Origin of the sequence: Neoluteolibacter marinus (assembly GCF_014904755.1) — a bacterium.
GTDB classification, from domain to species: Bacteria; Verrucomicrobiota; Verrucomicrobiia; order Verrucomicrobiales; family Akkermansiaceae; genus Haloferula; species Haloferula marina.
In genome coordinates this window covers 19,291-41,674 of record NZ_JACZFQ010000123.1, presented here as the reverse complement: position 1 = coordinate 41,674, position 22,384 = coordinate 19,291, and the positions used below count along the sequence as shown (strand labels likewise).

The window sequence follows — 22,384 nt, the reverse complement described above, 5'->3', positions numbered from 1 at the left end:
CGACCCCCATGTATCTGCTCGCGCTGCTCGCCAACACTCCGGCCCCTTCGATCCCGGCCGATGTCGTCGCCTATCTCTTGATCGCCGTGGTCACCGTCATGGGCGGTGGCGGTGCCTTCCTGGGCAAGAAGATCATCGACTCGAAGAAGGTGACCATCGACCCGCAGCCGCTGCAGGTCCAGATGCAGGATCACTTCGTCAGCCGGCGGGAGTTCGACGCGCTGCGCGCCGAGGTGCGGGTGGACTTCGCCAAGCTTGAAGGGCTGATCTCCACCCAGAATGAACGGGTCGAGCGGAAGCATATGGAGCTGCTCGCCACGATCGAGCGGGCGGCCAAGACCGGGGTGGATGGGCGAGTCGCGCTGTGGAACCAGCTGCGCGAGGACAAGGACGACGCCGCCAACACCTTCAAGGAACAAGGCGAGCGGATCGCCAAGGTCGAGGCCGGCGTGGACATCGCCGGGCGCTTCGAGCGCGTGGCAACTGAAGCTTTCAAGAAACCGAACACCCGTGGCTGAGAAACCCAAAGCAAAAGACGGCACCCTGCGAGCCCTGGTGCGCGAAGTCCTGGCAATGGCACCCGGATACGGCCTGACCGACGAGATGCTGTGCCGTGCCGTGCGCGAGCTGCTGCCGGTGAACTCCGCCGACGACAGTGCGATCCTGACCGCCGCCGAGTGGAACCTGGGCAAGGACTTCGTCTCGACGGCGGAGAATGAAGACACCGACGAGCGCGAGTGGCGGATCACCCACCACGGCCTCGCCAAGCAATCCCTGAAGTGAATGGCCAAGCGAAAGAAAGCCAAGCCCGACTGGGACGCCGCGCCGCGCAAGACCCACGCGAACGCGAAGGTCAAGAACCTGCCGGAGGCGGACCAGGAGACGCTCTGGCTGCTGCTGCATCCGACCGACAAGGAGACGCCGCCCTGCACGCTGGAGGCCGCCATGGTGCATCTCCAGGAAGAGTTCGGCGTGGAGTGCGCGCTTTCCACGTTCTCGGAGTGGCACTCCTGGTATTCGCTCAAGAAGCGGATGGAGAAGGCCGCCTCGCGCGCCCAGCAGGCGACGCTGGAGTTTGCCCAGGATCACCCCGACGCGACGCCGGACGACCTGGAGAAGTACGGGCAGATGATCTTCACCGCGGAGAGCATCGAGCACGGCGACGCCAAGACCTTCACCGCGCTGGTGCGGGAGAGGTCGCGGCGGATGGCGCTGGAGCTGGACCGGCGGAAGCTGGTCTTGCTGGAGGCTGCTGCAGCCGAGGCGAAGGCGAAGCTCGCCGCCATCACCCAGAAGGCGAAGTCGAAAGGCGGGCTTACCGCCGAAACGCTGGCGGAGATCGAGGAGGCCGCCGGCTTGCTCTAACGGACATGGGACGCGCCACGATCATCCCCGCGAGGAAGACACTCCTGCTGCCCTATCAGGCGGCGTGGGTGAAGGACCGCTCGCGGCTGAAGCTGGCGGAGAAGTCCCGGCAGATCGGCTGGACCTGGGCGACGGCCTACGGGCTGGTGTCCCGCAAGTCGCTGCAGTCGGCCGCGCTGGATGCGTGGATCTCTTCCCGCGATGACATCCAGGCGCGGCTCTTCCTGGAGGACTGCAAGGGATTCTCCAAGATGCTGGAGCTGGCGGCGCGGGACCTGGGCGAGACCGTCGTGGATGACAAGGGCAACACCGCCTACACGCTGGCGCTGGCGAACACGCTGCGGCTGCACTCCATGTCGTCCAACCCGGACGCCCAGGCCGGCAAGCGAGGCGACCGCGTGCTGGACGAGTTCGCCCTGCACCCGGATCCGCGGAAGCTCTACTCGATCGCCTACCCCGGCATCACCTGGGGCGGCCAGCTGGAGATCTTCAGCACGCACCGCGGCAGCGGGAACTTCTTCAACACGCTGATCCGCGAGATCCGGGAGAAGAAGAACCCGAAGGGCTTCTCCCTCCACCGCGTTACGCTGCAGGACGCCCTGGACCAGGGCTTCCTCTACAAGCTGCAGTCGAAGCTGCCGAAGGACGACGAGCGGCAGGACATGGACGAGGCCGCCTACTTCGACTTCATCCGCAAGGGCGCGGCCGACGAGGAGATGTTCCAGCAGGAATACATGTGCGTCCCGGCCGACGATGCCAGCGCCTTCATCGAGTGGGCGCTGATCGACGCCTGCTGCTACAGGAAGGGCGAATCGTGGGATCTGCGGATGGACGAGACGCCGGGCCGGGAACTCTTCGGCGGCCTGGACATCGGCCGCGACCACGACCTGACCAGCTTTACCATGCTGGAGCTTTCCGGCGGGCGCTACCTGGTGCGCAAGCGGATCGACCTGAAGGGTCTGCCCTTCTCCGAACAGGAGGCGCGGCTCTACCCGTGGCTCGCGGTCTGCAAGCGCACCTGCATCGACCAGACCGGGATCGGCCGGCAGTTCGCGGAGCGGGCGGCGCAGCGCTTCGGGAAGTACAAGGTGGAGGGCATCACCTTCACCGGGCCGATGAAAGAGGAGCTGGCCTATCCGGTGCGCAGTACCTTCGAGGACCACGCCTACCGCCTGCCCTTCACCGATGATGCGCTGAAGAGCGACATCCGCGCCATCCGCAAGGAGACCACCCCGGCAGGGAACATCCGCTTCGCCGCCGACCGCGGGAAGAACGGCCACGCCGACCGCTTTTGGGGCCTCGCCCTGGCGACCCATGCCGCCCGCAAGCCGGGGGCCAACTACACCGCGCACCTCTGCTAAAATCCACGTTCATGCTGCCCTCCGAACGCCACCGCGCAGTTTTCGCCGCCAACCGGACGCCCCGGCTTCCGGGCGTAGTTGCCCGCATTTTCGCCTTCGGGCGCTCTACGGGCCGTTTAAACGGGTTTTCAACGGCTTCCAGCAGTCAACCAGACGGGAAGGTTCGCAAATCCGAATCTAGCGGCAAAAAAGGAGGTGCCCGTGGGTAAGATCCGCAGCTGGCTGGCCGGGAAGCTCGCAGGCGAGCCGGTGGCGAAGTCGGGCGACTGGCGGAGCATGTTCGCCCGCGTGCTGGACGGCGGCATGGGCGGCGGCGCGAAGCTGACCAAGCCCTACGCGCTTTCGCCCTGGGTGCATCGTGCGGTGCGCTATGTCTCCGGCCCGCTGGAGATGGTGCCGATCGAGTGGTCGCAGGACAGCCGCAGCGGTGACGTGCCGGTGGAGGATGACGACTGCCGGGCCTTTTGGGAAAAGCCGGCGGTGACCCGCGGCGGCACGCTGGCGAAGGCGGACTTCATCCGCTCCCTGGTCGGCTGGTCGCTGCTGGAGGGCGAGTTCTTCCTGGTGCTGGATGACACCTGGCTGTCCCGGCGGGAGAAGAAGAGCCCGCTGATCGTGGCGCGGCCGGACCAGATGCGGGAGATCCTGGGCAGCGACGGCGACCTGCTGGGCTGGTTCTACACCGACCGCCGCGGCAAGCGGGAAACGCTGATCCCGGCCCAGGTGGTCCACCAGAAGCAGTGGAATCCCTACAATGAATATCGTGGACTCGCGGACTGGAAGGCGGCGCAGCTGGCGGCCGGATCCGACTACGCGGCCGGCGTCTTCGCCCGGAACCTGATGTCGAACAATGGCGACCGCGGGCCCTACGTCATCGGCAAGGACGGCACGGCGAGCGACGAGCAGCAAAAGCAGATCACCGCGATGCTGCGGCAGAAGCGGGAGCTGGCACAGCGCGGCGACTTCCGCGCGGTCTTCCTGACCGGCGACATCGAGGTGAAGGAGCCTGGCCTGCAGAGCGTGGATGCGTCGTACGTCGCCCAGCGGATGAACAATGCCGCGGAGGTCTTCCTGGCCTTCGGCGTGCCGCCGTCCTTCACCACCATCACGGCCAGTTACTCGGTCGGGTCGGCATCGGATCGCTTCAAGCTGATCGAGGAGACCTGCATGCCGCTGGCGGCGATGATCTGCGACGCGCTGGAGCAGGTGGAGTTCCTGCGCAGCGGGCAGCAGCGGTTCGCGGCCTTCGACTTCGACGAGCACTCGGTCATGCAGCAGGTGCGCGCGGAGCGGCTGGAGAGCGCCACGAAGATGGTGGACCGCGGCGTGCCGTGGCGCGAGGCATCGGAGTATCTGCGGCTGAAGCTACCGCCCTTCCCCGGTGATGACATCGGCCGCGTGCCCTTCAACCTGGTGCCGGTCGAGATCGAAACGAACCGCGGAGACGCGGAGGTCGCAGAGGGGAACGCGGAGGAAGAGCCCGATCCCGTCGGCGATTTGGAGAAGGCTTTCAAGGTCCGTGAAGCGGGGCGCAAAGCGACATTGAAAGCCGCTGAAACGGCGAAGGCGAACGAGCAGTGGCAGCAGATCCACCGCAGCCGCGAGCCGTGGGAGAAGCGGATGAAGAGCAAGGTCTCCCGCTACCTGATGGACGCCCGCGCCGAGACGCTGCGGAAGCTGGGAGCCGCCGCCGCCGGCAAGTCGGTGGAGACCCGCGATGCCCTGGACGTCCTCTTCGATCTCGCGCCGTGGCTGGAGAAGTGGATCCAGGGGCTTTCCCAGATCGACCGCAATGCGATGGAAGCCGCCGGTGCCGAGCTGTGGACCGATGAGCTGGGCAAGGACGATCCTCTGACGATGCCGGCCGATGAGGTGGCGCTGGCGATCGCCCGCCGGGAGAACCGTCTAAAGAACGCCGGGGAACGGGTGTGGCGGGACGTCAAGACCGCGGTGGAAACCGCGATCGACGAAGGCCAGACCAACGAGCAGCTGGCGGCGACGATCAAGAGCACCTTCCAGGGCATCGACGAGGTGCGCGCCCGCACCATCGCGAACACCGAGATCACCGTTTCCTACGAGGTCGCCCGCGACATGACCTTCCGCGCCGCGGGGGTGGAGTGGACGAAGTGGCTGGCGGCCGGCGACGGGCGGGAGCGTGACAGCCACCGTGCGGCGCACGGGCAGATCCGCGAGGCGGGCGAGCCCTTCGACGTGGGCGATGCGAAGCTGCAGTTCCCCGGTGATCCCGAGGGCCCGCCGGAAGAGGTCATCAACTGCCGCTGCGTGCGGGTGGCGGTGGCCGGGCCGGACACGTCCGACATCGAGGGCAACGACAACGACGACATCCCCTACTGATCATGGCCGAGGCACAGCGATACTCCCCCGATCCCGTGATGTGGCGCGACAGCTGGAACGGGCTGCGCATGTCCAGCGTGACGGTCAATGACAGCGCGCCGGACAGCGCCGCGGCCAGCGCGGAGCTGGAGTTCTACCAGGAGAAGAGCCCGACCGGCCGGCCGCGGCTGAGCCTGCCCGCGACCATCGCCAATGCCGCCACCTGGGACATGACCATCCCGGCCCAGGTGCTGCCGCTGCCGCCGGGCGAATGGTACCTCCGCCTGCGCGTGATCCGCGCCGATGGCAAACCGAAAACCTACCTGCAGGGCACCCTGCGAATTGTCTGATGGACAGCATCACCGTCAACGTGACCGAAGCGGTCGAAGAAGTCGCCCTGACGCTGGACGAAGGCGGGCCGGGCGGCGGTGGCAGCGACGTCGCCACGCAGACCACGGCCGCCGACGCGAAGACGACGCCTGTGGATGCTGACCTGGTGCCGCTGGTCGATTCCGCCGCGGCCAATGTGCTGAAGAAGCTGAGCTGGGCGAACCTCAATGCGACGCTGAAAACGTACTTCGACGCGCTCTACTCGGCGGTTGGTCACAACCACACCGGAGTCTACGACCCGGCAGGAAGCGCGGCAGCGGCACAGGCGACAGCAGTCCAGCGGACCAACCACACGGGCACTCAGGCGCAGAGCACGGTGGTGGGGCTGGAGGCGGCGCTGGCGGCGCGAGTGCTGACGGCGGACCTCCAATCGGTCGGCACGGACAACGGCGACGCGCCGATGAAATACAACTCGGGCGGCGGGGTCACGCTCGACAACCTGACGCTGGTCAACGGGAGCTTCTACGAGAGTGGCGCGTCGTGGACCTATGACGGCAGCGCGGCGGCGGCTCACCGGGCGGCGCTGGGAGCGGCGGCATCCGGCGCGAATACGGACATCACGAGCCTCGTCGCATGCACAGCGGTGACGAGTGGCACCACACTCGCGCTATCAGCAAACTACATCCATTCGGATTGTCGAATCGAGCCGGTGGCGGAAACCACGAACTCCGCCTGCCAGCTGGGCTCCAGCACAAAACGGTGGAACAGAGTCTACTGCAAAAGCATTTGGACCAACGGCAATAACCTCACCATCGAAACCAGCGGAGGCGACACGTTTTTTACTGCGACCACCGCCAGCACCAGCCCGAGCACCGGGGCGGTGGTCGTCGGCAACGGCACGTCCGGCGGGCTCGGGGTGGGTGGGCGCGTTGTTGCCGGCGGGGCGATCCGGCCGGGCTCCTACACCGTCGCCGCCGCAAACGCTCTCAGCACGCCCTTGGAGGGCTCCATCATCTACGTCTCCAACCAGTCCGGAGGCGGCAAGCCTGCCTACTACCGTGGCGGCTGGCTGCTCATCAAGGACGATTCCGCAATCACAACATGATCACCACAGTCGAGCCCTACACCCTGTTTTTCATCTGGAAGGACGGAAAAATCGCCGCCGTCCAGCGGGAGAACAAGACCGTCCTTCGGGACGACGATGGCAACGTCATTTCGGAGACCACCGCGCCCGCCGTGGAAGTGCCGCTGCCGATCCCTGCCGACGTGCTCGGGGAGATCGCTACGGCCGCATTGGCGGAGCTGGAGACGATCAAGGCCAGCCACGCGACCGAGCTGGAGGCGAAGGACGCCGCGCATGCCGAGGCGGTCGCGAAGCTGGAGGCCAGCCACGCCGAGGCCATCGCCGCCGCGCTCGGGCAGCCGAAGCCGGACATCGGCGCGAAGCTCGCCGGGCTGAACGCCGCCTTCAAGGCCGCGGTCCCGGAAGACCAGCAGCACCTTTTCACCAACGACTTCGCGACCATCCGTGTCCTGCTCCAGGCCGGAAAGGACGACCTCGCCCGGAAGCATCTGGCGGCCATCGCGGTCCCGCCGGAGCTGGAGGAGGCAAAGGCGGGGATGCTGGCGATGATTTCCGACTGATCCAATGACCGCCACCCGCATCTACGTCTCCCTTCGTCCCGGCGTCTGCGCCGAGGTCACCGTCCAGGTGATCGAGGAAGGGCTGCCCGTGCCGCTGGAGCCGTGCCACCGGCGGGAGCCGACGGTCACCGAGTTCGACGCGATCGCCGGCGAGCTGGCGGCGAAGGACTACCGCTGCGCGCCGCCCTTCGAGATCACCCGGCCCCGCCCGGTGATCCCGCAGCCGCAGCCGTCGTGAAAATCCACCGAGCGCCCTTGCTACCCTGAACACAAATCGTCTTTCCCATGTCCAAGCAACTCACGCGAACGCTGAACCCCGAGGTCAAGATCATCGACGCCGCCAAGGGCATCGTGGACTACATCGCGTCGAACGAAACGCTCGACTGCTACCAGGAGGTGATCGCCGCGGCCGGCTGGCGCTTCACGCGGTTCGCGAAGAATGCGCCCTTCGTCGATTCCCACAACTACTGGTCGATCGACAAACTGCTGGGCAAGGTGGTCTCTGCGAAGGTGGAAGGCCGCAACCTGATCGAGCGGGTCCAGTGGGCGAAGGACGTGGAGGAGAACAAGCTCGCCCAGCTCGGCTGGAAGATGACCGAGGGTGGCTTCCTCAAGGCGGTGAGCGTCGGCTTCTACCCGGTGCGCTACGTGCGCAACGGCGGCGAGGGCTGGGGTGCCGCGCTGCGGGATCTGGGTCTCACCGCGGAGGCCGGCGACAAGATCCGGTATATCTATCTGGAGCAGGAGCAGATCGAGTTGAGCGCCTGCATCATCGGCGCGAACCCGGACGCGCTGGCCAAGGCGCACACGGAGGGCTGCGTGAAGGACGCGGACCTCGCCGGGATCGGCATGGATGACGACGACATGAAGTTCCTACACATCGCCGCCGACGCGCTGGCGAAGGAAGAGACCGACGAGCTGACCCGCGGGCTGCTGCGCCGCGAGCTGCGCCGGATCGCCGGGAAGAAAGATTTCGAGGGACCACGGAAGGACGGCAACAGCGAATCACCAGGCACGCGCGCCGGCGGTGAGGAAGCAGAGCGGCGCGCGGCCGGACGGAGGGAGTTCCTGCGGAAGCTGGGCGTGTGAAGAGCACGCCACCAACCAACATCGACCGAAAACATCAAATGAACCGAAACCGAAACACCACGTGCGCCCTCTGGGTCTGCACCCTCGTCCTTGCCGGCCTGGCCTTTGCCTTCGGCAATGAAATGTCCGCCCTGGGTGGCGGTGCCGCCCTTGCCGTCTTCCCCTTCACCCTGGGTCTGCTCATGGACAGCGAGCCGGAGTCCGCTGGAGGCGGTGCCGCTGTCATGTCCGAGGGCGAGTTCCAGGGCAAGGTCCTGGGCAGCCTGAAGAAGCAGCAGGAGACCACCGACTCGCTGGTCGCGAAGTACGACAACCTGGACAAGGAGACGAAGAAAGCCTTCGAGGATCTGACCAAGATCAAGAACGCGAACTACGTGTCCGACGCCGAGTTCCTCAAGGCGATCCAGAAGCTGAACCTGCAGCTGTCCCGTGAGCTGAAGATGGCGAACGGCGACCCGATCCGCCGGATCATGGAGGACGAGGAAAAGCGCGTGCGCCTGAATGCCTCCGTCCGCCATGCCCTGAGCATCCCGCTCACGCCGGAGATGAAGACCGGCCTGGGCGAGGATAGCTCGCCGGGCTCCACGCTGATCGACGACGCGCTGGCGTCCGACATCTACGACACCCTCGCCACCTACGGCGTGTGGAACAGCTTCGGCGTCCGGCGCCTGGGCACCAAGCAGACCAAGTTCCCGGTGAAGACCGCGCGGGCTGCGGCCGGCTACGTGCTCACCGAGGGCGGCACCATCTCCGAGGACACCGCGAAGGCGGGCACCTCGGTCACGCTCGAGGTGGAAGTCATCGCCGCCCTGCTGGGCGTGTCGAAGCAGTTGCTGGACGACAGCGAGTTCGACGTGACCGCCGACGTGCTCAGCGACTTCGCCGAGTCCGTGGCCTACGTCATGGACTGGAGCTGCCTGCAGGCCGATGGCACCGCGGATGCGACCGATGGCGGGATGACCGGCATCTTCGCCGGCGGCACCGCCGCCACCGCCGCCAGCGGCAATACCACGATGGAGACCCTCGACTTCGAGGACTTCACCCGTGCGCTGCTGACCGTGGATCCCATCGTGCTCAACCGCATGGCCCGCTGGTGGATGCACCCGCAGATCCTGGTGCGCTGCCTGCACGTCAAGGACCTCAACGGCCGCCCGATCTTCCTGACGGCGACCGAGGCCCCGACCGCCGGCGGCCTGGGCAATATCCTCGGCTACCCGGTGATGCCGGCCTTCGCCGCGCCCACCGCGAACACCGCGGGCAGCAAGGTGGCGGTCTTCGGTGATCCGAACGGCCTGGCGGTCGGTGTCCGCTCCGACTTCGAGTTCGACGGCAGCGACCACGCCGGCTGGACCACCTACGAGCGGGTCTTCCGCGGGATCGCGCGCTTCGGCTGCAAGATCCGCCGCGCGACCTCCTTCGCCGTGCTGACCACCGCGGCGTCGTAAGCGATTGCGGGGAGCGCATCCCCCACAGGGCGACGGACGGTTTCTTGGGTTTTTCCGGCCGCCGCCCCCAATCTCCAAACCCGATTTCCAGATCACTGAAATGGCCAAAAAAGCAACAGATCAAGATCCCGGTGCAGCCGGTCTGTCCAAGCCGGATGAATCCGGCGCTCCCACCGTGACGGTGCGGGTGACCGGACAGCCGGTCGGCGAAGACGGTGCCCACTACGCGAAGGGCGAGACCTTCCAGACCACGGCGGAACGCGCCGCGGCACTGGGTGCCTACGTCGAGATCGTCGAGGACTGATCCCTCCCACCCCGAACCACGACGCCCGCCATGCTCACCGCAGGATTCGCCACCATCGTCTATCTGAAGTCCCGCTTGCTGCCCGATGCGGCTGCAGGGGAGGCCGAATGGGATGACGAGGTCGCCGCCCTGGGGAAGAGCGTGGCGGGCAAGTTCGACCGTCACTGCAACCGCGACTTCGCACGAAGCACGGCCGCGGTGGACACTTTCAAGGCGCGGGCCTCCGCATGGGTCCTGCGCCGCTATCCCGTCGAGTCCCTGGACACGGTCGAAGTCATCGACCCGGACGGCACCGCCACCGAGCAGGTGATCGACGAATGGCAGCTGGACGAAAGCAGCGGCCTGCTGGAAAGCGACACGCTGGCCGGCTCCCTGCGGCAGAAGCTGCGCATCACCTACACCGGCGGCTACTGGCTGGATCCACGCGACGGCACCGCCATGCCGGCCGAGGCGAACGCGCTGCCGGACGATGTCCTGGAAGCGTGGGTCGCGCAGTGCCAGCACGAAGCGGAAAGCCGCGGGCTGTTCTCCGCCGTCAGCTTCCGCAGCCAGTCCGACGACGGCCCGCGGACCACCGGCCTGGGCCTGCTGGACGACGTGGCCTACGTGCTGCGCTCCTACCGCCGATTCAGCGGCGAATGAGACACGACCATGGAAGTCAGAATCGACACAAGCGAAGACGAGCGGTTGCGGACGCTGCTGGAAACGGCATCGCGCCTGCAGGAACGCTCGCTCATCCGGCTGGTCAGGGCGGTGAATGTCGCGGCCAAGGAGATCGTCGGCATGGCGGTGGAGCGGCGCTTCACGGGCCAAGGTCCATTCCCCGTGGCACAGGGCAAGCTGGGCGTGCGCAGCGGGAGGCTGCGCAAGTCGATCCGCTCGACCAAGGCGCAGCTGAACCTGCGCACCGGAGAGATCAGCGTCGCCTTCGGGTCGAACGTGGTCTACTTCGCGATCCACGAGTTCGGCTTCAAGGGACAGGTCCCGGTGAAGTCGCACACCCGCCGTACCATCGCGCAAAAGTTCAACAACCGCGGCAAGCTGACGAAGGACTACCAGCGGCGGCTGAAGAAGAAGCTGGCCGGCCGCCATTTCGACGGATCCAGGCAAAAGGTCGCCACCACCGTGCGCGCCCACAACCGCAAGCTCAACCTGCCGGCCCGCGCACCGCTGGGCACCCAGCTGAAGGACATCAGCACGCGGGCGGCCTTCCTCCGCGCCTTCCGCAATGCACTGGAACCGCTGCTGCGCGGGAAATGACCGAGCGCCACTGATAGACTCTCTTTCCGATGGGCTACCAACTGACCACCGAGATCAACGCGACCCGCGAACTCGACCCGATGCTTGAGGCCGTGGCCGACTTCATCGCCGAGGCGAAGGTCCTGCAGAATGGTGCGGACCTTACCGACTTCACCGCGGCCAATGTCACGGTGATCCCGCCGGAAGCGACGAACAAGGAGATCGAGCAGGCGGTCCAGCATGCCATCGGCAAGCACAAGGGGCTGTCGCTGCTGGTCATCGCCGGCGGCGGGAAGAACCCCGACCCGCTGGCGCCGGGCCCGCAGATGACGGTGGAGATGGAGCTGCAGCTCTACGTCCACCCGCGGCTGCGGCAAAAGGGCAGCCGCAGCGCGCTGGAGCTGGTGGTGGCGCTGATGCGCGGCCTGCACGACGCGCAGATCCGGCCGACCGGGCTGGCCTGGTATGAGGAGATCCGGGCGCTGTCCTTCGACCCCATCCCCGACGACGACTTCACGGCCTATTCGCTGCAGTTCGAGCGCGAGCAGTCCTTCTGACCAATCCAACCAACCGACCTAACAACATGGGCAAAACAACAGAAAAGGCAGCGGGTGAAACCCCCGCATCGGAGGCCGGAAAGGGTGTTGAAGCGCCCGTTCAGGTCTGGTTCACCGTGACGCAGCATGCCGCCATCATCGGCGAAGCGCATCACGCGAAGGGCAAGCGGATGAAGCTTGCGAAGGCCACCGCCGAAGAAGCGGTGAAGCAGGGGCTGGGCACCATCGACGGCGTCGCCTGAAACACCGCACCCATAGAAAGGCACCACGATCATGGCACTACTCGCACTCTCCGAAAAGCTCTTCGCCGGGAAGATCATCTACATCGCGCTGGAAGCGTCCGGCACGTCCGACCTGGCCACCCGCCCGGTCTCCGGCTCGGCGCTGTGGCTGGAACTGGCCGGCGTGAACTCCGCCGTCCACAAGCCCGTCAAGGTCCGCGAGGAATTCGACGAAGTGGACGCGAACCTCGGCTGGCGACAGGGCGTCGATGAATACACCGTCGCCGATCCCTTCGAGATCAAGACGCGCTACACGACCGAACTCTTCGACCGCATGCGCTACGGCCTCGCCGGGGCCATCGTCCAGGACACGCCGCAGACGCCCTTCGTGAAGAGCGATCGCAAGCTGCGCGGCTGGGTCAACCTGCAGGAGCGAAAGCACGACGGCGAGGACCGCAACACGCTGGCCATCTTCTGCGAGATCCGCGCCATGGATCCGCCGCCGTCCGAGAAGAAGACGCAGGAGCCGATGTTCGAGCTGTGGCCGATCTACTCGACGCTGCAGACCGTCAACTTCCCGTCGTGAGGGAAAAGCTGAAACGCTGAAACCTGAAACGCTGAAAGAAGATGGGACACCAGATCACCGCCGAAGGAGGAAGCGACCTCGCACCGGATGCGCCCCACGTCCTGGGCGCGGCCGGCGGCGGGGACCTGTCACCGACGTCGCCCGGCCATGTCGCCGGCGAGGGCGGCGCGGATCTGTCCCCGGCGGCTCCCTTCGTCCTGGGCGCGGTGGGTGGCGGCGACCTGTCGCCCACTGCTCCCGGACAGGAGACGGCGGAGTTCCGCCTGCCGTCGATCGCCGTGTCCGGTGCCTTGACCAAGGACGGAGCCACGGCGCTGGTCTTCCCCACCTTGCTCCCGGCCGGCCTGCGGAACGGCCGCCCGCACTGGACGAATACCGGCGGGCACTGGGACGGCGAGGGCGGCGGCAACTACTGCCTGACCTGGGACGAGTCGCTGGAGTACCAGCTGATCACCAACATCGGCGGCGTCTTCGGCTTCAGCGGCGGCCAGAATGCCGGCCATCCCTTCGAGGTCGCGACGTGGTCGCCCTACGACGGCGGCGAGACCGGCACGCCGGTGCTGTCCACTTACTCGCCGCCGGCCGCGCCGCACACCCTGGTCCCGGAAACGATCTACTAGGCACCCCGTGAACTTCACCCTGAAACATGGCCGGGTCTTCCGCCGCCGCCGCCAGTATCTGGAGAGCGACGGTGTCACGGGCATCGACTGCACCGGCGGCATCCTCGCCGCTGAGGTGCGGCCGGAGCCGGGCGGCACGCTGCTGGCGACCTTCACCTTCGAGTGGGTGGACATCACCATCGGCCTCTTCGACCAGGTGCTGGCCGTGGCCGCGGTGGACGCCATTCCCGACGGAGTCTTCCGCCATGACCTGGTCTTCACCGACGCCCTGGGCGAGCCGCACAACCTGGAAGAGGGAACCATCACCAAGACCGGCAGCATCACCGAGCCATGAGCGAGACCATCGACAAGATCATCAGCACCGGGCAACAGGGACCGAGCGGCCCGGCAGGAACACCGGCACCGGTGACCGCGGCCAACGTGCTGGCCGCGATCCAGGCGATGGATGCCGCGCAGCTGCTGGCGCTGCGCACCGCCCTGGGCTTCCCGACCTACGCCGACCTCGCAGCGGCTAACGCAGCCATCAACAACGGCGATGTCTTCTTCGACACCAGCGACGGGGGCAAGCCGAAGACCGCCACCGCCTGAATCACCCGCCTTTCACCGATCATGAAACACCTCTTCAAGCTCCTCTGGCTGCTGATGGCGGCCGTCGTCACCGCGCAGGAACCCGACCACGTCAACAGCCAAGGCGGCGGGATCGACACGTCGGAGGAGCAAGCCGCCTTTCGCGAGGCCATCGACGTTCCGTCGTTCGCGGAGCTGAACTTCGTGAGCATCATGCACGCCCCGTATCTGGCGACCGCCGGAACCGGCGTTTCGGATTCGGTGAGGACAGGCAACCTTGCGGCGCTTCACGCGGCGATGGCAACCAACCGGCCCGTGTTCATTCCCGCTGGTCGGTGGGAGATCAATGGCAGCGGCATCCAGTGGGACCTGCAGCAAGGTCTGATGTTCGGGGAAGGGTCCAACAAGTCGATCATCGCCCAGACGAACTCATCGGGACACGGAATCACGTTCATCACTTCTCCCGAAGCGACGACCGTGACGAAGTCAGGGGTCGTCTCCCGGCTGCGGATCGAGGGCGTCGGAGCCGGCAGCGCGACGGGCTACGGCATCAACGCCGACAAGGCCAGCACTCCGAGCCACGCCTTCCTGTCGGTGCGGGATTGCTACATCACCGGGTTCGCCCGCGGGGTCTACATCAACCGCTTTGACAACTCGGAATTCGACACCTGCGAATTCAACTCGAACGGGATCGGAGCCTACTGCGGGGTCTTCACGCAGACCGTGACCTTCCACAAGTGCGTCAACTCGAACAGCGTGGGCGTGTCGTGGCAGCTGGCCGCGGGTTCGTCCGTGGTGCTGGACCAATGCGACACCGGAGGGGGAAGCCAGCATGTCCTCAGTGCGGGAAACCGACTGACCATCCGCGAGGGTAATTTCGAGGCGATCACGGGGACGCCAAACGGTCACATCGAGACCACCGCAGGATCCCTGATCATGACGCGCACGAAGATGCTGGGGAACAGCTCGACCCTGCCGGCGATCTATGTGGGCGGCACCTACTTCCTCGACTCGGTCACCGTGTCGGACTTCGGAGCCGGCGGCGGGAAGCTGCGCAAGGCGAGCGCCTCGGTCACCGGCATGGTGGTCGGCGACGGCGGGCTTGCGTCGAACCGGCAGAGTCTGACGATTCCAGCGCTCGACAACGCGGGGCAGTTCGACCTGCCGGCGTGGGGAATCCAGGACGCTGTCCGCTACGATTCGGGCTCGACCGCATCGGCCGGGAACCGGGGGCTGATGCAATACCTTGGCGGGACCGGGACGCAGGCCGACCGGATCGAGCTGAAGGGCTACGACGGGAGTAGTTATTCGAGGTTCACGCTGCCCGGACTGGTGACGAAAACCACGACCGGAAATCCGACCGGCTTCTACGAAGGAATGCAGGTCATCAACACGTTCGACAACACCTTCAAAATCTACCTCGAAGGGGCCTGGAGGACCGTCACGACCTGGTAAGCCATGGCCAAGCCCGTCAAGAGCATCTGGACCGTGACCTTCGACAAGGGCGGGGCCAATGAGCTGGTGCTGGTCGAGCCGGACCTGTTGCTGGAGGACGAGCTGGCCGGCCTGGGCGCGCAGCAGGTGACCGAGGACGGCGACTATGTGGATGCCGATGACTCGGAGCCGCTGGGCTACGGGAAGACCAAGCGCAACCTCAGCATCACGGTCTACCGTGAGCATGTCTCGGCCGCCGCCGCGCGGGAGTATGTGCTGTCGTCCGACCTCGCGGTCCCGGTCAACCTCCGCGCCACCCTGACCATCGAGATCACCGGCGGGGCGACCTACACGCTGGCGAACTCGGTCTTCCAATCGTGGCGGACGGTGCCCCGCCGGATCGGCGTGCACCAGACGGCCACGACCTACGAGCTGAAGTGCGGCGCGCTGGCGCTGGGCGCACCGGCCGGGCCGACACCCGTGGGGCTGGACGATGCCGCGGCGAACTTCGCCCGCGAGACCGGCCTGCTGGATGCCGGCAGCGCGGCACCGGATCACCTGGAAGCGGCGGCGAGCTGGCTGAACTCCGGCACCGGCGACGATGCCAGCCAAGCGACCGCGGGGGAACGGCCGACGACCTTGACCGGATCCGGCCTCTACACACCCGGCTCCGCGGGGAACTCCTACAGCCTCGCGCATCATGCGACGCTGTCGCCGGGTGCCAACTTTTCGCTGCGCTGGGACGGCTCCCTGCCCAGCTACTACCCCGGCGCGCGGGTCTGCCTGCTGTCCAAGTGGAACACGACCGGCGACCTGCGGTCCTATGCGCTCTACGTGAACGCGGCCGGCACCATCACGCTGGCGGTCTCGACCGATGGCACCGCCGGCACCGTGACCGAGTGGACCTCCGCCCTGCCGACCGGGCTGGCGGCCAACCAGGCGGCCGGGATCCAGGTGACGAAGGAAGGGACCTCGCTGCGCTTCTACATCTACCCCACCACGGGCTATGACGATGCGGTGGAGTTCTCGCCGGCGCAGACGGTCTCCAACCTGACACCGGCGAACGTCGCGTCCGGCTTCTACATCGGCAGCACGGATGCGGGCACGGCCGACCTGCTCAGTGGCATCACCGCCCGCGCGCAGCTGTGGACCACGACCTCCTGGTTCCAGGACTCCACGGTCCTGCGGCTGCTCTTCGACGTGCCGTCCGGCAGTGGCTCGGTCTTCCCGTCGGGGATCACCATCGCCCGCAGCGGCACCGCGCCCTGCTACATCCTGGACGGGCCCACGCCGCGCTTCGACGGGACCGACGATTCCTTCACCATGGACACGCCGGTGGCACTGAATGCCGTCTCCGGGGCGACGGTCATCTGGTACGGGATGATCAACCGGGTGAGCGGGACGAATGACCTGGTTTTCTGCGGCACCAACTCCACCGACCCGCGCATCTGCCTGCGGGTGGACGGCGGCGACCTGAAGCTGCTGGTCCGCCGGCTGGACGGCGAGGCCACCGCGACCATCACCGCGGCCGGCGCGGTGGCGGCCTTCTTCCAGGGCACGCTGTCCGCATCCATCGACTACACGGCCGGCACCGCCATCCTCTACAAGGACGGCGCGGCCGTCGCCGCCGGCTCCCTGACCAGCGCCGGCACGACCAGCGCGACGGACAGCAGCGAGACCCGCTTCATGGCCGGCCAAGGCGGCGCGAACCCGGCGGCGGCGCAGCTGCAGCACGTCCTGATCCGCGAGGTCTCCACCGGGCCCTTCGACCACGCGGATCTGGTCGCCTCGGTCGTGGCGGCCTCCCGCATCTTCTAACACGCCGGCACGATGGCAGACGAAAAGCTCCAATACACGGTCACCTTCAAAACCCGCGCCGAGGGCGACGGGGCGAGGAAGACGATGACCGACGTGCGCGACCTCGCCCGCGAGATGGCGCGGCTGGAGCAGCTGCAGACGCCGGAGAAAGTGGGCGTCACCAAGGCGGCCTTCTACGACCTGGACGCGGCGGTCACCCGGACCACGAACACCTCTGCCAAAGCGGCGAGGTCGTTCAAGATGACGAACGATCAGCTGATGCAGCTGGCCTATTTCGCCGACGACGCTCAGTATGGAATTCGGGGCATTGGGAATAACCTTCCCGGCCTTGCCCTGGCTTTCGGCAAGAGCGGAGCCGCAGCGGCGAAGTTCGGCTTGGCTGTCTCCGGCATCGCGATCGCGATTCCGATCGTCGAGGCGCTGGTCGGGGCAATGTCCCGTGCCAACAAAGAGACCGAGGATTGGAAAGTCTCCGCCGAGGAGCTGGCCGACGCTTTCGCGAAGGGCATCACCAATCAGCTGGAAGCCGCCACCACTGCCGCCGAGGCGCGGCTGCAGCTGGAGGAAATGCTGAACCGACCGAACACCGAAGGCCGGGCGGCGGAGGACAAGGCATTCGACGCGCGGCAGGATAACATCGCGGCCCTACTGGAAGCGACCCGCATCCTCAACGAGCTGATGGGCCGGCAGGTAGTCGCCCAGGAAGCGCTCGCCGCCGCCGAGGCGGAACGGGCCCGGCAGCGTGAAGAGGAGACGCAGCACGCGATCGAGCTGGAGAAGCGCAAGGAGGCCGATGCGAAGGTCGAGCAATCGAACCGGGAGAAGCGGCTCGCCGGGGCGCAGGATGCGGTGAATCTCAACCAGCTTGAGCTGAACCAGCAGTACGAGAAGCTTGAGGTCCTCAAGCAACAGGGAATCGAGGCTGAAAAGATCCGCGAGGCAGCCAAAAAGGCGGAAATGGCGAGCCCGTATGACACGCCCGGCTATTATGTAAACAAGGCTGAAGCGGACATTCAAAAGCGCTTCGGAACCGACTCATTCCGGTCGGACGAGATCACGAAGATCGAGAAGGCGATCGCGGACCTGGAGACACGTCGCGACAGTCTGGAAAGGAAGGTCGGGCAACTCTACCAAGCCGTCGTCGAAGGTGACCAGAAGCTCCAGGACATCATTGATTCGGTTGGACAGCAGATTAACACGATCCTCAGCGAGGGTGAGGCGAAGGCGATGGCCGACACGGCCGCCATCGCGATGGAATCCCAGAAGGCGATCGTCGATAAGATCAAGGAAAGCATCACCGCCGCGGAATCCACTGGCAAGGAGCTGGGCACCGTGCAGACGGGATCGTTGGAGACGCTCAAGGAGGTGGTGAGTGACGGTAAAGTCACGGCTGACGAATCCGTGCGCGTCTTGACCTCCCTCCAGGTGCTGCAGGGAACACTCGGGGGGAACATCACCCGGTTCCTGGCCATCAGCGAAGAAACCGCCGGGCTGCTCAGGAATCACGAACCCCGCCTCCGGAAGCTGGAGCAACTGGTCGGTGGGATCAGGGCGACAACGAAGTAAAAAACCATGGCACTCACCCTGAAAGGCCAAGCCGGCATGGCCCTCGACAGCGCTTCGCGCGCGCCGGCCCTGCTGAAGATCCGCGACATGGTGCTGCGCAAGGAGGCGCTGGCCGATGATTCGCTGTCCTGGACGGCGAGGACGGAAGACCTGCTGGGCGGCGAGACGATCCTGCCGGACCTGGAACAGACGGTCTCCCTCTACCAGGATGCGGTGCGGGTCTTCCACGGGCACGTCTCCGATCCGCGCGACATGCCCTACGGGGCCCGCGTGACGGTCCTGGGCCCGTGGTGGTGGCTGCGCCGGACGCAGCTGACCTCGACGGTCTCAGGGTCCGAACGGCCGACGATCGACCTGCCGGAAGCGACGGTCGCGGCGAACCTCACCACCATCCTCAACCGGGCGATCGCGAAGGGCCTGCCGATCAAGATCGGCACGATCGACGCCGCGGTGACCATCCCGCCGCAGCAGCTGTCGGAGATGTCCTTCGCCGATGCCGTGGCGGACCAGTGCAAGTGGATCACCGACGGGGTCGCGTGGTGGGACTACAGCGGGACCGGCTACCCGTCCTTCAACCTGACCCGGCGGGACGACATGGACGAGACGACGCTGGCGAAGGGGAACGCGGCCGGCGAGGTCACGGACTTCGAGGTCGCGCCGATGTCGGAGCTGGTCGCCTCCCGAGTGGAGCTGACCTACATGACGGGCAGCGGCTCCGATGCGGTCGCCGCCGTCCAGGCCGCCGGCACGGCCGCCGCGGGGAAGACCCAAGTGGTGGCCATCTCGGGCCCGGAACGCACCGAGGTGCTGCCCACCGATTTCACCGACCGGCTGCCGGTCTTCATCTCGACCACGACGCCGGCGACGGCGCTGAAATTCGGCATCCGCGGCCTGCAGAAGCTGCTCCAGGACTACAGCGGCACGCTGTCGGTCGGGGTCAACTCAATCACCGACCCCTACACCGTGGCCGGGAACAAGGCCAAGATCCTCAGCGGCCGGACGGAGTACGATACCTGGAACAACGGCACGGGGAACTTTTCCTCGGGTGCAACCGCCATCCCCGGCGGCAAGACGGTCGTGATGTTCGGCCTGGACGGGAACGCGACCCCGCCGGACTGGCTGGTCGCCAACTACGGCCTGCAGAAGTGGACCATCAAGGACTGCTACATCGCGGACGGGAACAGCGGCAGCTCGACGCCGGTCTTCGACTTCAACCGGCGGCAGGCGATCTTCGACGCGCTGCGCCCCACGCTGATCTTCTACTCGTCCACGAACCCGCCAAGCGGTGCCGGGGCCTTCACCTACGCCTTCCTCGTCCGGCAAGCCTACCAGGGCGCGGAGCTGGACCTGCCGGTCTGGCTCATGGACTCCGGCAGCGTCCCGGCCACCGTCCACAGCGGCACCGCCCGCAGCGGGACCACGGCCAGCGCCATCCAGCTGGCGACCACGGCCAGCGCCGTCGATGGCACCTACGTCGGGTCGCCGATCTTCTGGACCAAGGACGGCATCCGCTACGGGGCCTATGTGACCGCCTACGTCGGATCGACCCGCACGGCGACCCTTTCGACCAGCCAGCAGACCGAGCACGCGCCGGCAAACGGCCAGACCTACGAGATCAACGGCTACTTCTCGACCACCGAGGGGAGCTACAGCTACATCGTCCCGCCGGCCGGGCTGGCGTCGGCGCTGCTGGCCATGCAGTCCTGGACGCCCTACGCCGGCCGGATCGACCGCAAGGGAGCCAGCTGCGACGGGCTGGCCGGCCTGGACCGCAAGTTCAACCTCAGCGGCGTCCGGTCCGGCCTGCAGACGATGGGAGCGCTGGCCAAGTCGATCACCTACGACTTCCGGGCGAAGACCACGACCATCGAACTGGGCCCGCCGTCTCGGCATGATTTCGGGACGCTCGCCCAGCGGTTCCGCCAGTCTCCGCAGAGCAATCTGGCGTGATCGCGGCGGTCGGAAAAGTGACGCGCCACGGCCTGAATTCGGCGTCGCCATCCTGCCGGAAAAGGGTCGATTTCTCAAGCAAAAACCCCCGCAAAACACCCCTATTTTGCCCCCTGGAAACGGGCTTTCAACCGCCCTTGAAGGGCCCTAAAGTCCTGCCGCCCGATCCCGCAAATTTACCATTTCCCTGCGGGAAATTGTCAGATCGTTTGGCGCGTTACGAGCGGAAACGTCCGGCGAATTCAGCAGCTCGAACGCGGCCGGATAACCGATCGATTTCGCGACCTCCTGGAGCTGTGATTTCATCAGGGGCAGCCGCGATTCTCCTTCCAATTGAGCAACGGAAAGCTCGAAGGCGAGGTCCGGGCTGTACTCGCTCACCCGGTCCTGCATCGCCCGCCAGGCCCGCGCGCGGGTCGGGCCGTCCGGCAGCGATTCCATCCAGCCGACGGCCCCGAGCGCATCGTTGCGCGCCCAGTGGTAGCCCAGGGTGTTCGAGAACAACAACTGGTCCCGCCCCGGCCCGTCTCCTTCCGGCAGCGGCTGCAGAATCAACCACCCGGCAGCGGCTTCGGGCTGCACCTCGGCCCACTTCATCGCCAACTTGTAGGTCCGGTCTGGATCCGTCCCCTCCCCGGGCTCGAACAAGCTCGCGAAGCTTTCTTCCGGAGCCGCAAAGGCCGCCCGAATTTCATCTTCGCCGGGCTCGCTTTGCAGGGACTCGAGGTAGCTCGACGTGATCCCGTTGCGGGCGGCGATCTCGACCGCCGCGTCGAGGTCTTCCGCCGCCAGGTTGCGGCAAAGGTTCTCGAGGATATAATCCCGCGCCTTTCCCGGCGGCAATTCCTCCGCATCCAAGGCCGCGGCCCGGGAATCCGCAAGATACCAGCCGTCGTGATCGATCGCCGGCTGCATCGGCCGGGATTTTTCCCAATCGATGTCCGCCTCCGACAATTGCTGGAAGAGGCCCTCGACCGTCAGGAAGGGATCCCGGTGCAGGGCAAGCATCATCCGGGCACTGCCATCCCGCGGTTTATCCAAAAGCATGATGGCTTGGTTGCCGATGCCATTGTCGCCCAAGCGAAAGCCGGTCTTTCCCTCAAGTCCTGCTTCCTTGAGGGCCACAGCGGCAGAGGTCGGATCGGTTTTCACCCACTCCGACAACACCGCTCCGCATGATGCCAAGAAATCTTCGCGGCTCAAACCCAGCGACCGCACCCACGCCAGCGCCGCGCCGGGGTCACGCATCGCCCAGCCCCGTGCCACCGCGCTCACTGCCTTCTTTCTCAGGGCTTCGGTCACCCTCACCTTCTTCGCGGTAATCAACTGCGCCACGTCCGGATGGCTGGAGGCCAACGCGACCAGCGACTTCTCGAAGTCCTCCTCGAAGCGCAAGAATCCCTGCCGGCCCTCGGTCAGGTAGTCTATGAAATGCGGATCGCCGTGGTCCATCGCGAACAGAGCCCGCACTCCGTCGAAAATGGGCAAGATCTCCCGATTCATCGCCTCCGCCTCGTCATGGGCAAACCACGCGGCGAAGAAGGCGCCGCGCCCTTCCATCAGCCAGCGCCCTTCCATCGCGACCATCTTCCGATAAATCGCTTCCGGCGCCTCGAACTCCATCCAGCGCCGCAGGATCGCCTCCAGCTCCATCTCGGGATGGGATGCGTTGCCCGCCTTCAGCGCGCGCACACGCTCCTCGCACTCGGCCGCGGTGGCCGTGGAGAGGTCCTTCAGCAGCTGCGTCATCGGCCCCGTCGGCAGGGGCGCGGATCGCTTTTCCGGCGGACCCCGTCGCGCGGAGCCGGCGAAGTTTCCCCACTCACTCCCGGCGGAATCCCCCGGCTCGTGCCGCATCCACTCCCGGCCGCCCCAGCCGAGCAGCAGCCCGGCCAAGCCGGCGAAGACGGGGCGATAGCGGGAGGAGATACCTTTCACGATCCCCGCCAAACTG

Annotated in this window: 25 protein-coding genes; 24 read left to right on the top strand and 1 reads right to left on the bottom strand. The window is 66.4% G+C overall.

Annotated elements, in window-relative coordinates; translation table 11 throughout:
• The first annotated feature begins 8 nt into the window (after positions 1-8).
• From IG178_RS23030 to IG178_RS22915, 24 genes are all read left to right on the top strand, one after another.
• Positions 9-518, top strand: coding sequence for a hypothetical protein (locus tag IG178_RS23030; protein WP_193214947.1), 510 nt, complete (start codon positions 9-11; stop codon positions 516-518).
• On the top strand, positions 511-783 hold the full coding sequence (locus tag IG178_RS23025) for a hypothetical protein (RefSeq protein ID WP_193214946.1): 273 nt from the start codon (positions 511-513) through the stop codon (positions 781-783). The genes IG178_RS23030 and IG178_RS23025 overlap by 8 nt, the downstream gene beginning before the upstream one ends.
• Positions 784-1,365, top strand: coding sequence for a hypothetical protein (locus IG178_RS23020; protein ID WP_193214945.1), 582 nt, complete (start codon positions 784-786; stop codon positions 1,363-1,365).
• Between the two features lie 5 nt (positions 1,366-1,370).
• Positions 1,371-2,726 (top strand): phage terminase large subunit family protein, encoded by a 1,356-nt coding sequence (locus tag IG178_RS23015; RefSeq protein ID WP_193214944.1) that lies wholly within the window; start codon positions 1,371-1,373, stop codon positions 2,724-2,726.
• A gap of 201 nt (positions 2,727-2,927) precedes the next feature.
• On the top strand, positions 2,928-5,081 hold the full coding sequence (locus tag IG178_RS23010; protein ID WP_193214943.1) for a phage portal protein: 2,154 nt from the start codon (positions 2,928-2,930) through the stop codon (positions 5,079-5,081).
• Between the two features lie 2 nt (positions 5,082-5,083).
• The gene (locus tag IG178_RS23005; protein WP_193214942.1) at positions 5,084-5,410 is read left to right on the top strand and encodes a hypothetical protein; all 327 of its coding nucleotides are present in this window, start codon (positions 5,084-5,086) and stop codon (positions 5,408-5,410) included.
• Positions 5,410-6,495 carry a hypothetical protein gene (locus tag IG178_RS23000; protein WP_193214941.1) on the top strand — a complete coding sequence of 362 codons (1,086 nt, stop codon included), beginning with the start codon at positions 5,410-5,412 and terminating at the stop codon, positions 6,493-6,495. Before IG178_RS23005 ends, IG178_RS23000 begins: the two co-directional genes overlap by 1 nt.
• A complete protein-coding gene (locus IG178_RS22995) occupies positions 6,492-7,034 on the top strand; it encodes a hypothetical protein (RefSeq protein WP_193214940.1) in 543 nt (180 codons plus the stop codon). The genes IG178_RS23000 and IG178_RS22995 overlap by 4 nt, the downstream gene beginning before the upstream one ends.
• Positions 7,035-7,038: 4 nt before the next feature.
• On the top strand, positions 7,039-7,272 hold the full coding sequence (locus tag IG178_RS22990; RefSeq protein ID WP_193214939.1) for a hypothetical protein: 234 nt from the start codon (positions 7,039-7,041) through the stop codon (positions 7,270-7,272).
• Between the two features lie 47 nt (positions 7,273-7,319).
• Positions 7,320-8,123: an HK97 family phage prohead protease gene (locus IG178_RS22985; RefSeq protein ID WP_193214938.1), complete on the top strand. Its 804-nt coding sequence runs from the start codon at positions 7,320-7,322 to the stop codon at positions 8,121-8,123.
• A 38-nt stretch (positions 8,124-8,161) separates the two neighbouring features.
• The gene (locus tag IG178_RS22980) at positions 8,162-9,568 is read left to right on the top strand and encodes a phage major capsid protein (RefSeq protein WP_193214937.1); all 1,407 of its coding nucleotides are present in this window, start codon (positions 8,162-8,164) and stop codon (positions 9,566-9,568) included.
• Positions 9,569-9,668: 100 nt separating this feature from the next.
• On the top strand, positions 9,669-9,872 hold the full coding sequence (locus tag IG178_RS22975) for a hypothetical protein (protein WP_193214936.1): 204 nt from the start codon (positions 9,669-9,671) through the stop codon (positions 9,870-9,872).
• A gap of 30 nt (positions 9,873-9,902) precedes the next feature.
• Positions 9,903-10,514, top strand: a complete 612-nt coding sequence (locus IG178_RS22970) for a hypothetical protein (RefSeq protein WP_193214935.1) — start codon at positions 9,903-9,905, stop codon at positions 10,512-10,514.
• A gap of 9 nt (positions 10,515-10,523) precedes the next feature.
• Positions 10,524-11,132, top strand: coding sequence for an HK97 gp10 family phage protein (locus IG178_RS22965; protein WP_193214934.1), 609 nt, complete (start codon positions 10,524-10,526; stop codon positions 11,130-11,132).
• Positions 11,133-11,161: 29 nt separating this feature from the next.
• Positions 11,162-11,668, top strand: coding sequence for a hypothetical protein (locus IG178_RS22960; protein ID WP_193214933.1), 507 nt, complete (start codon positions 11,162-11,164; stop codon positions 11,666-11,668).
• A gap of 26 nt (positions 11,669-11,694) precedes the next feature.
• Complete coding sequence (locus IG178_RS22955; RefSeq protein WP_193214932.1) at positions 11,695-11,910, top strand: hypothetical protein; 216 nt, start codon at positions 11,695-11,697, stop codon at positions 11,908-11,910.
• Between the two features lie 31 nt (positions 11,911-11,941).
• Positions 11,942-12,475, top strand: a complete 534-nt coding sequence (locus tag IG178_RS22950) for a hypothetical protein (protein ID WP_193214931.1) — start codon at positions 11,942-11,944, stop codon at positions 12,473-12,475.
• Between the two features lie 41 nt (positions 12,476-12,516).
• On the top strand, positions 12,517-13,095 hold the full coding sequence (locus IG178_RS22945) for a hypothetical protein (RefSeq protein WP_193214930.1): 579 nt from the start codon (positions 12,517-12,519) through the stop codon (positions 13,093-13,095).
• A gap of 7 nt (positions 13,096-13,102) precedes the next feature.
• The gene (locus IG178_RS22940) at positions 13,103-13,429 is read left to right on the top strand and encodes a hypothetical protein (RefSeq protein WP_193214929.1); all 327 of its coding nucleotides are present in this window, start codon (positions 13,103-13,105) and stop codon (positions 13,427-13,429) included.
• Positions 13,426-13,683, top strand: a complete 258-nt coding sequence (locus IG178_RS22935; RefSeq protein WP_193214928.1) for a hypothetical protein — start codon at positions 13,426-13,428, stop codon at positions 13,681-13,683. The genes IG178_RS22940 and IG178_RS22935 overlap by 4 nt, the downstream gene beginning before the upstream one ends.
• 21 nt (positions 13,684-13,704) lie before the next feature.
• Positions 13,705-15,117 carry a hypothetical protein gene (locus IG178_RS22930; protein WP_193214927.1) on the top strand — a complete coding sequence of 471 codons (1,413 nt, stop codon included), beginning with the start codon at positions 13,705-13,707 and terminating at the stop codon, positions 15,115-15,117.
• 3 nt (positions 15,118-15,120) lie between these two features.
• On the top strand, positions 15,121-16,914 hold the full coding sequence (locus IG178_RS22925) for a hypothetical protein (protein WP_193214926.1): 1,794 nt from the start codon (positions 15,121-15,123) through the stop codon (positions 16,912-16,914).
• An 84-nt stretch (positions 16,915-16,998) separates the two neighbouring features.
• On the top strand, positions 16,999-18,480 hold the full coding sequence (locus IG178_RS22920; RefSeq protein WP_193214925.1) for a coiled-coil domain-containing protein: 1,482 nt from the start codon (positions 16,999-17,001) through the stop codon (positions 18,478-18,480).
• Between the two features lie 6 nt (positions 18,481-18,486).
• Positions 18,487-20,430: a hypothetical protein gene (locus IG178_RS22915; RefSeq protein WP_193214924.1), complete on the top strand. Its 1,944-nt coding sequence runs from the start codon at positions 18,487-18,489 to the stop codon at positions 20,428-20,430.
• Positions 20,431-20,577: 147 nt separating this feature from the next.
• Here the strand turns inward: IG178_RS22915 and IG178_RS22910 are convergent, their stop codons facing one another.
• Positions 20,578-22,368 carry a hypothetical protein gene (locus IG178_RS22910; RefSeq protein ID WP_193214923.1) on the bottom strand — a complete coding sequence of 597 codons (1,791 nt, stop codon included), beginning with the start codon at positions 22,366-22,368 and terminating at the stop codon, positions 20,578-20,580.
• Positions 22,369-22,384: the final 16 nt, after the last annotated feature.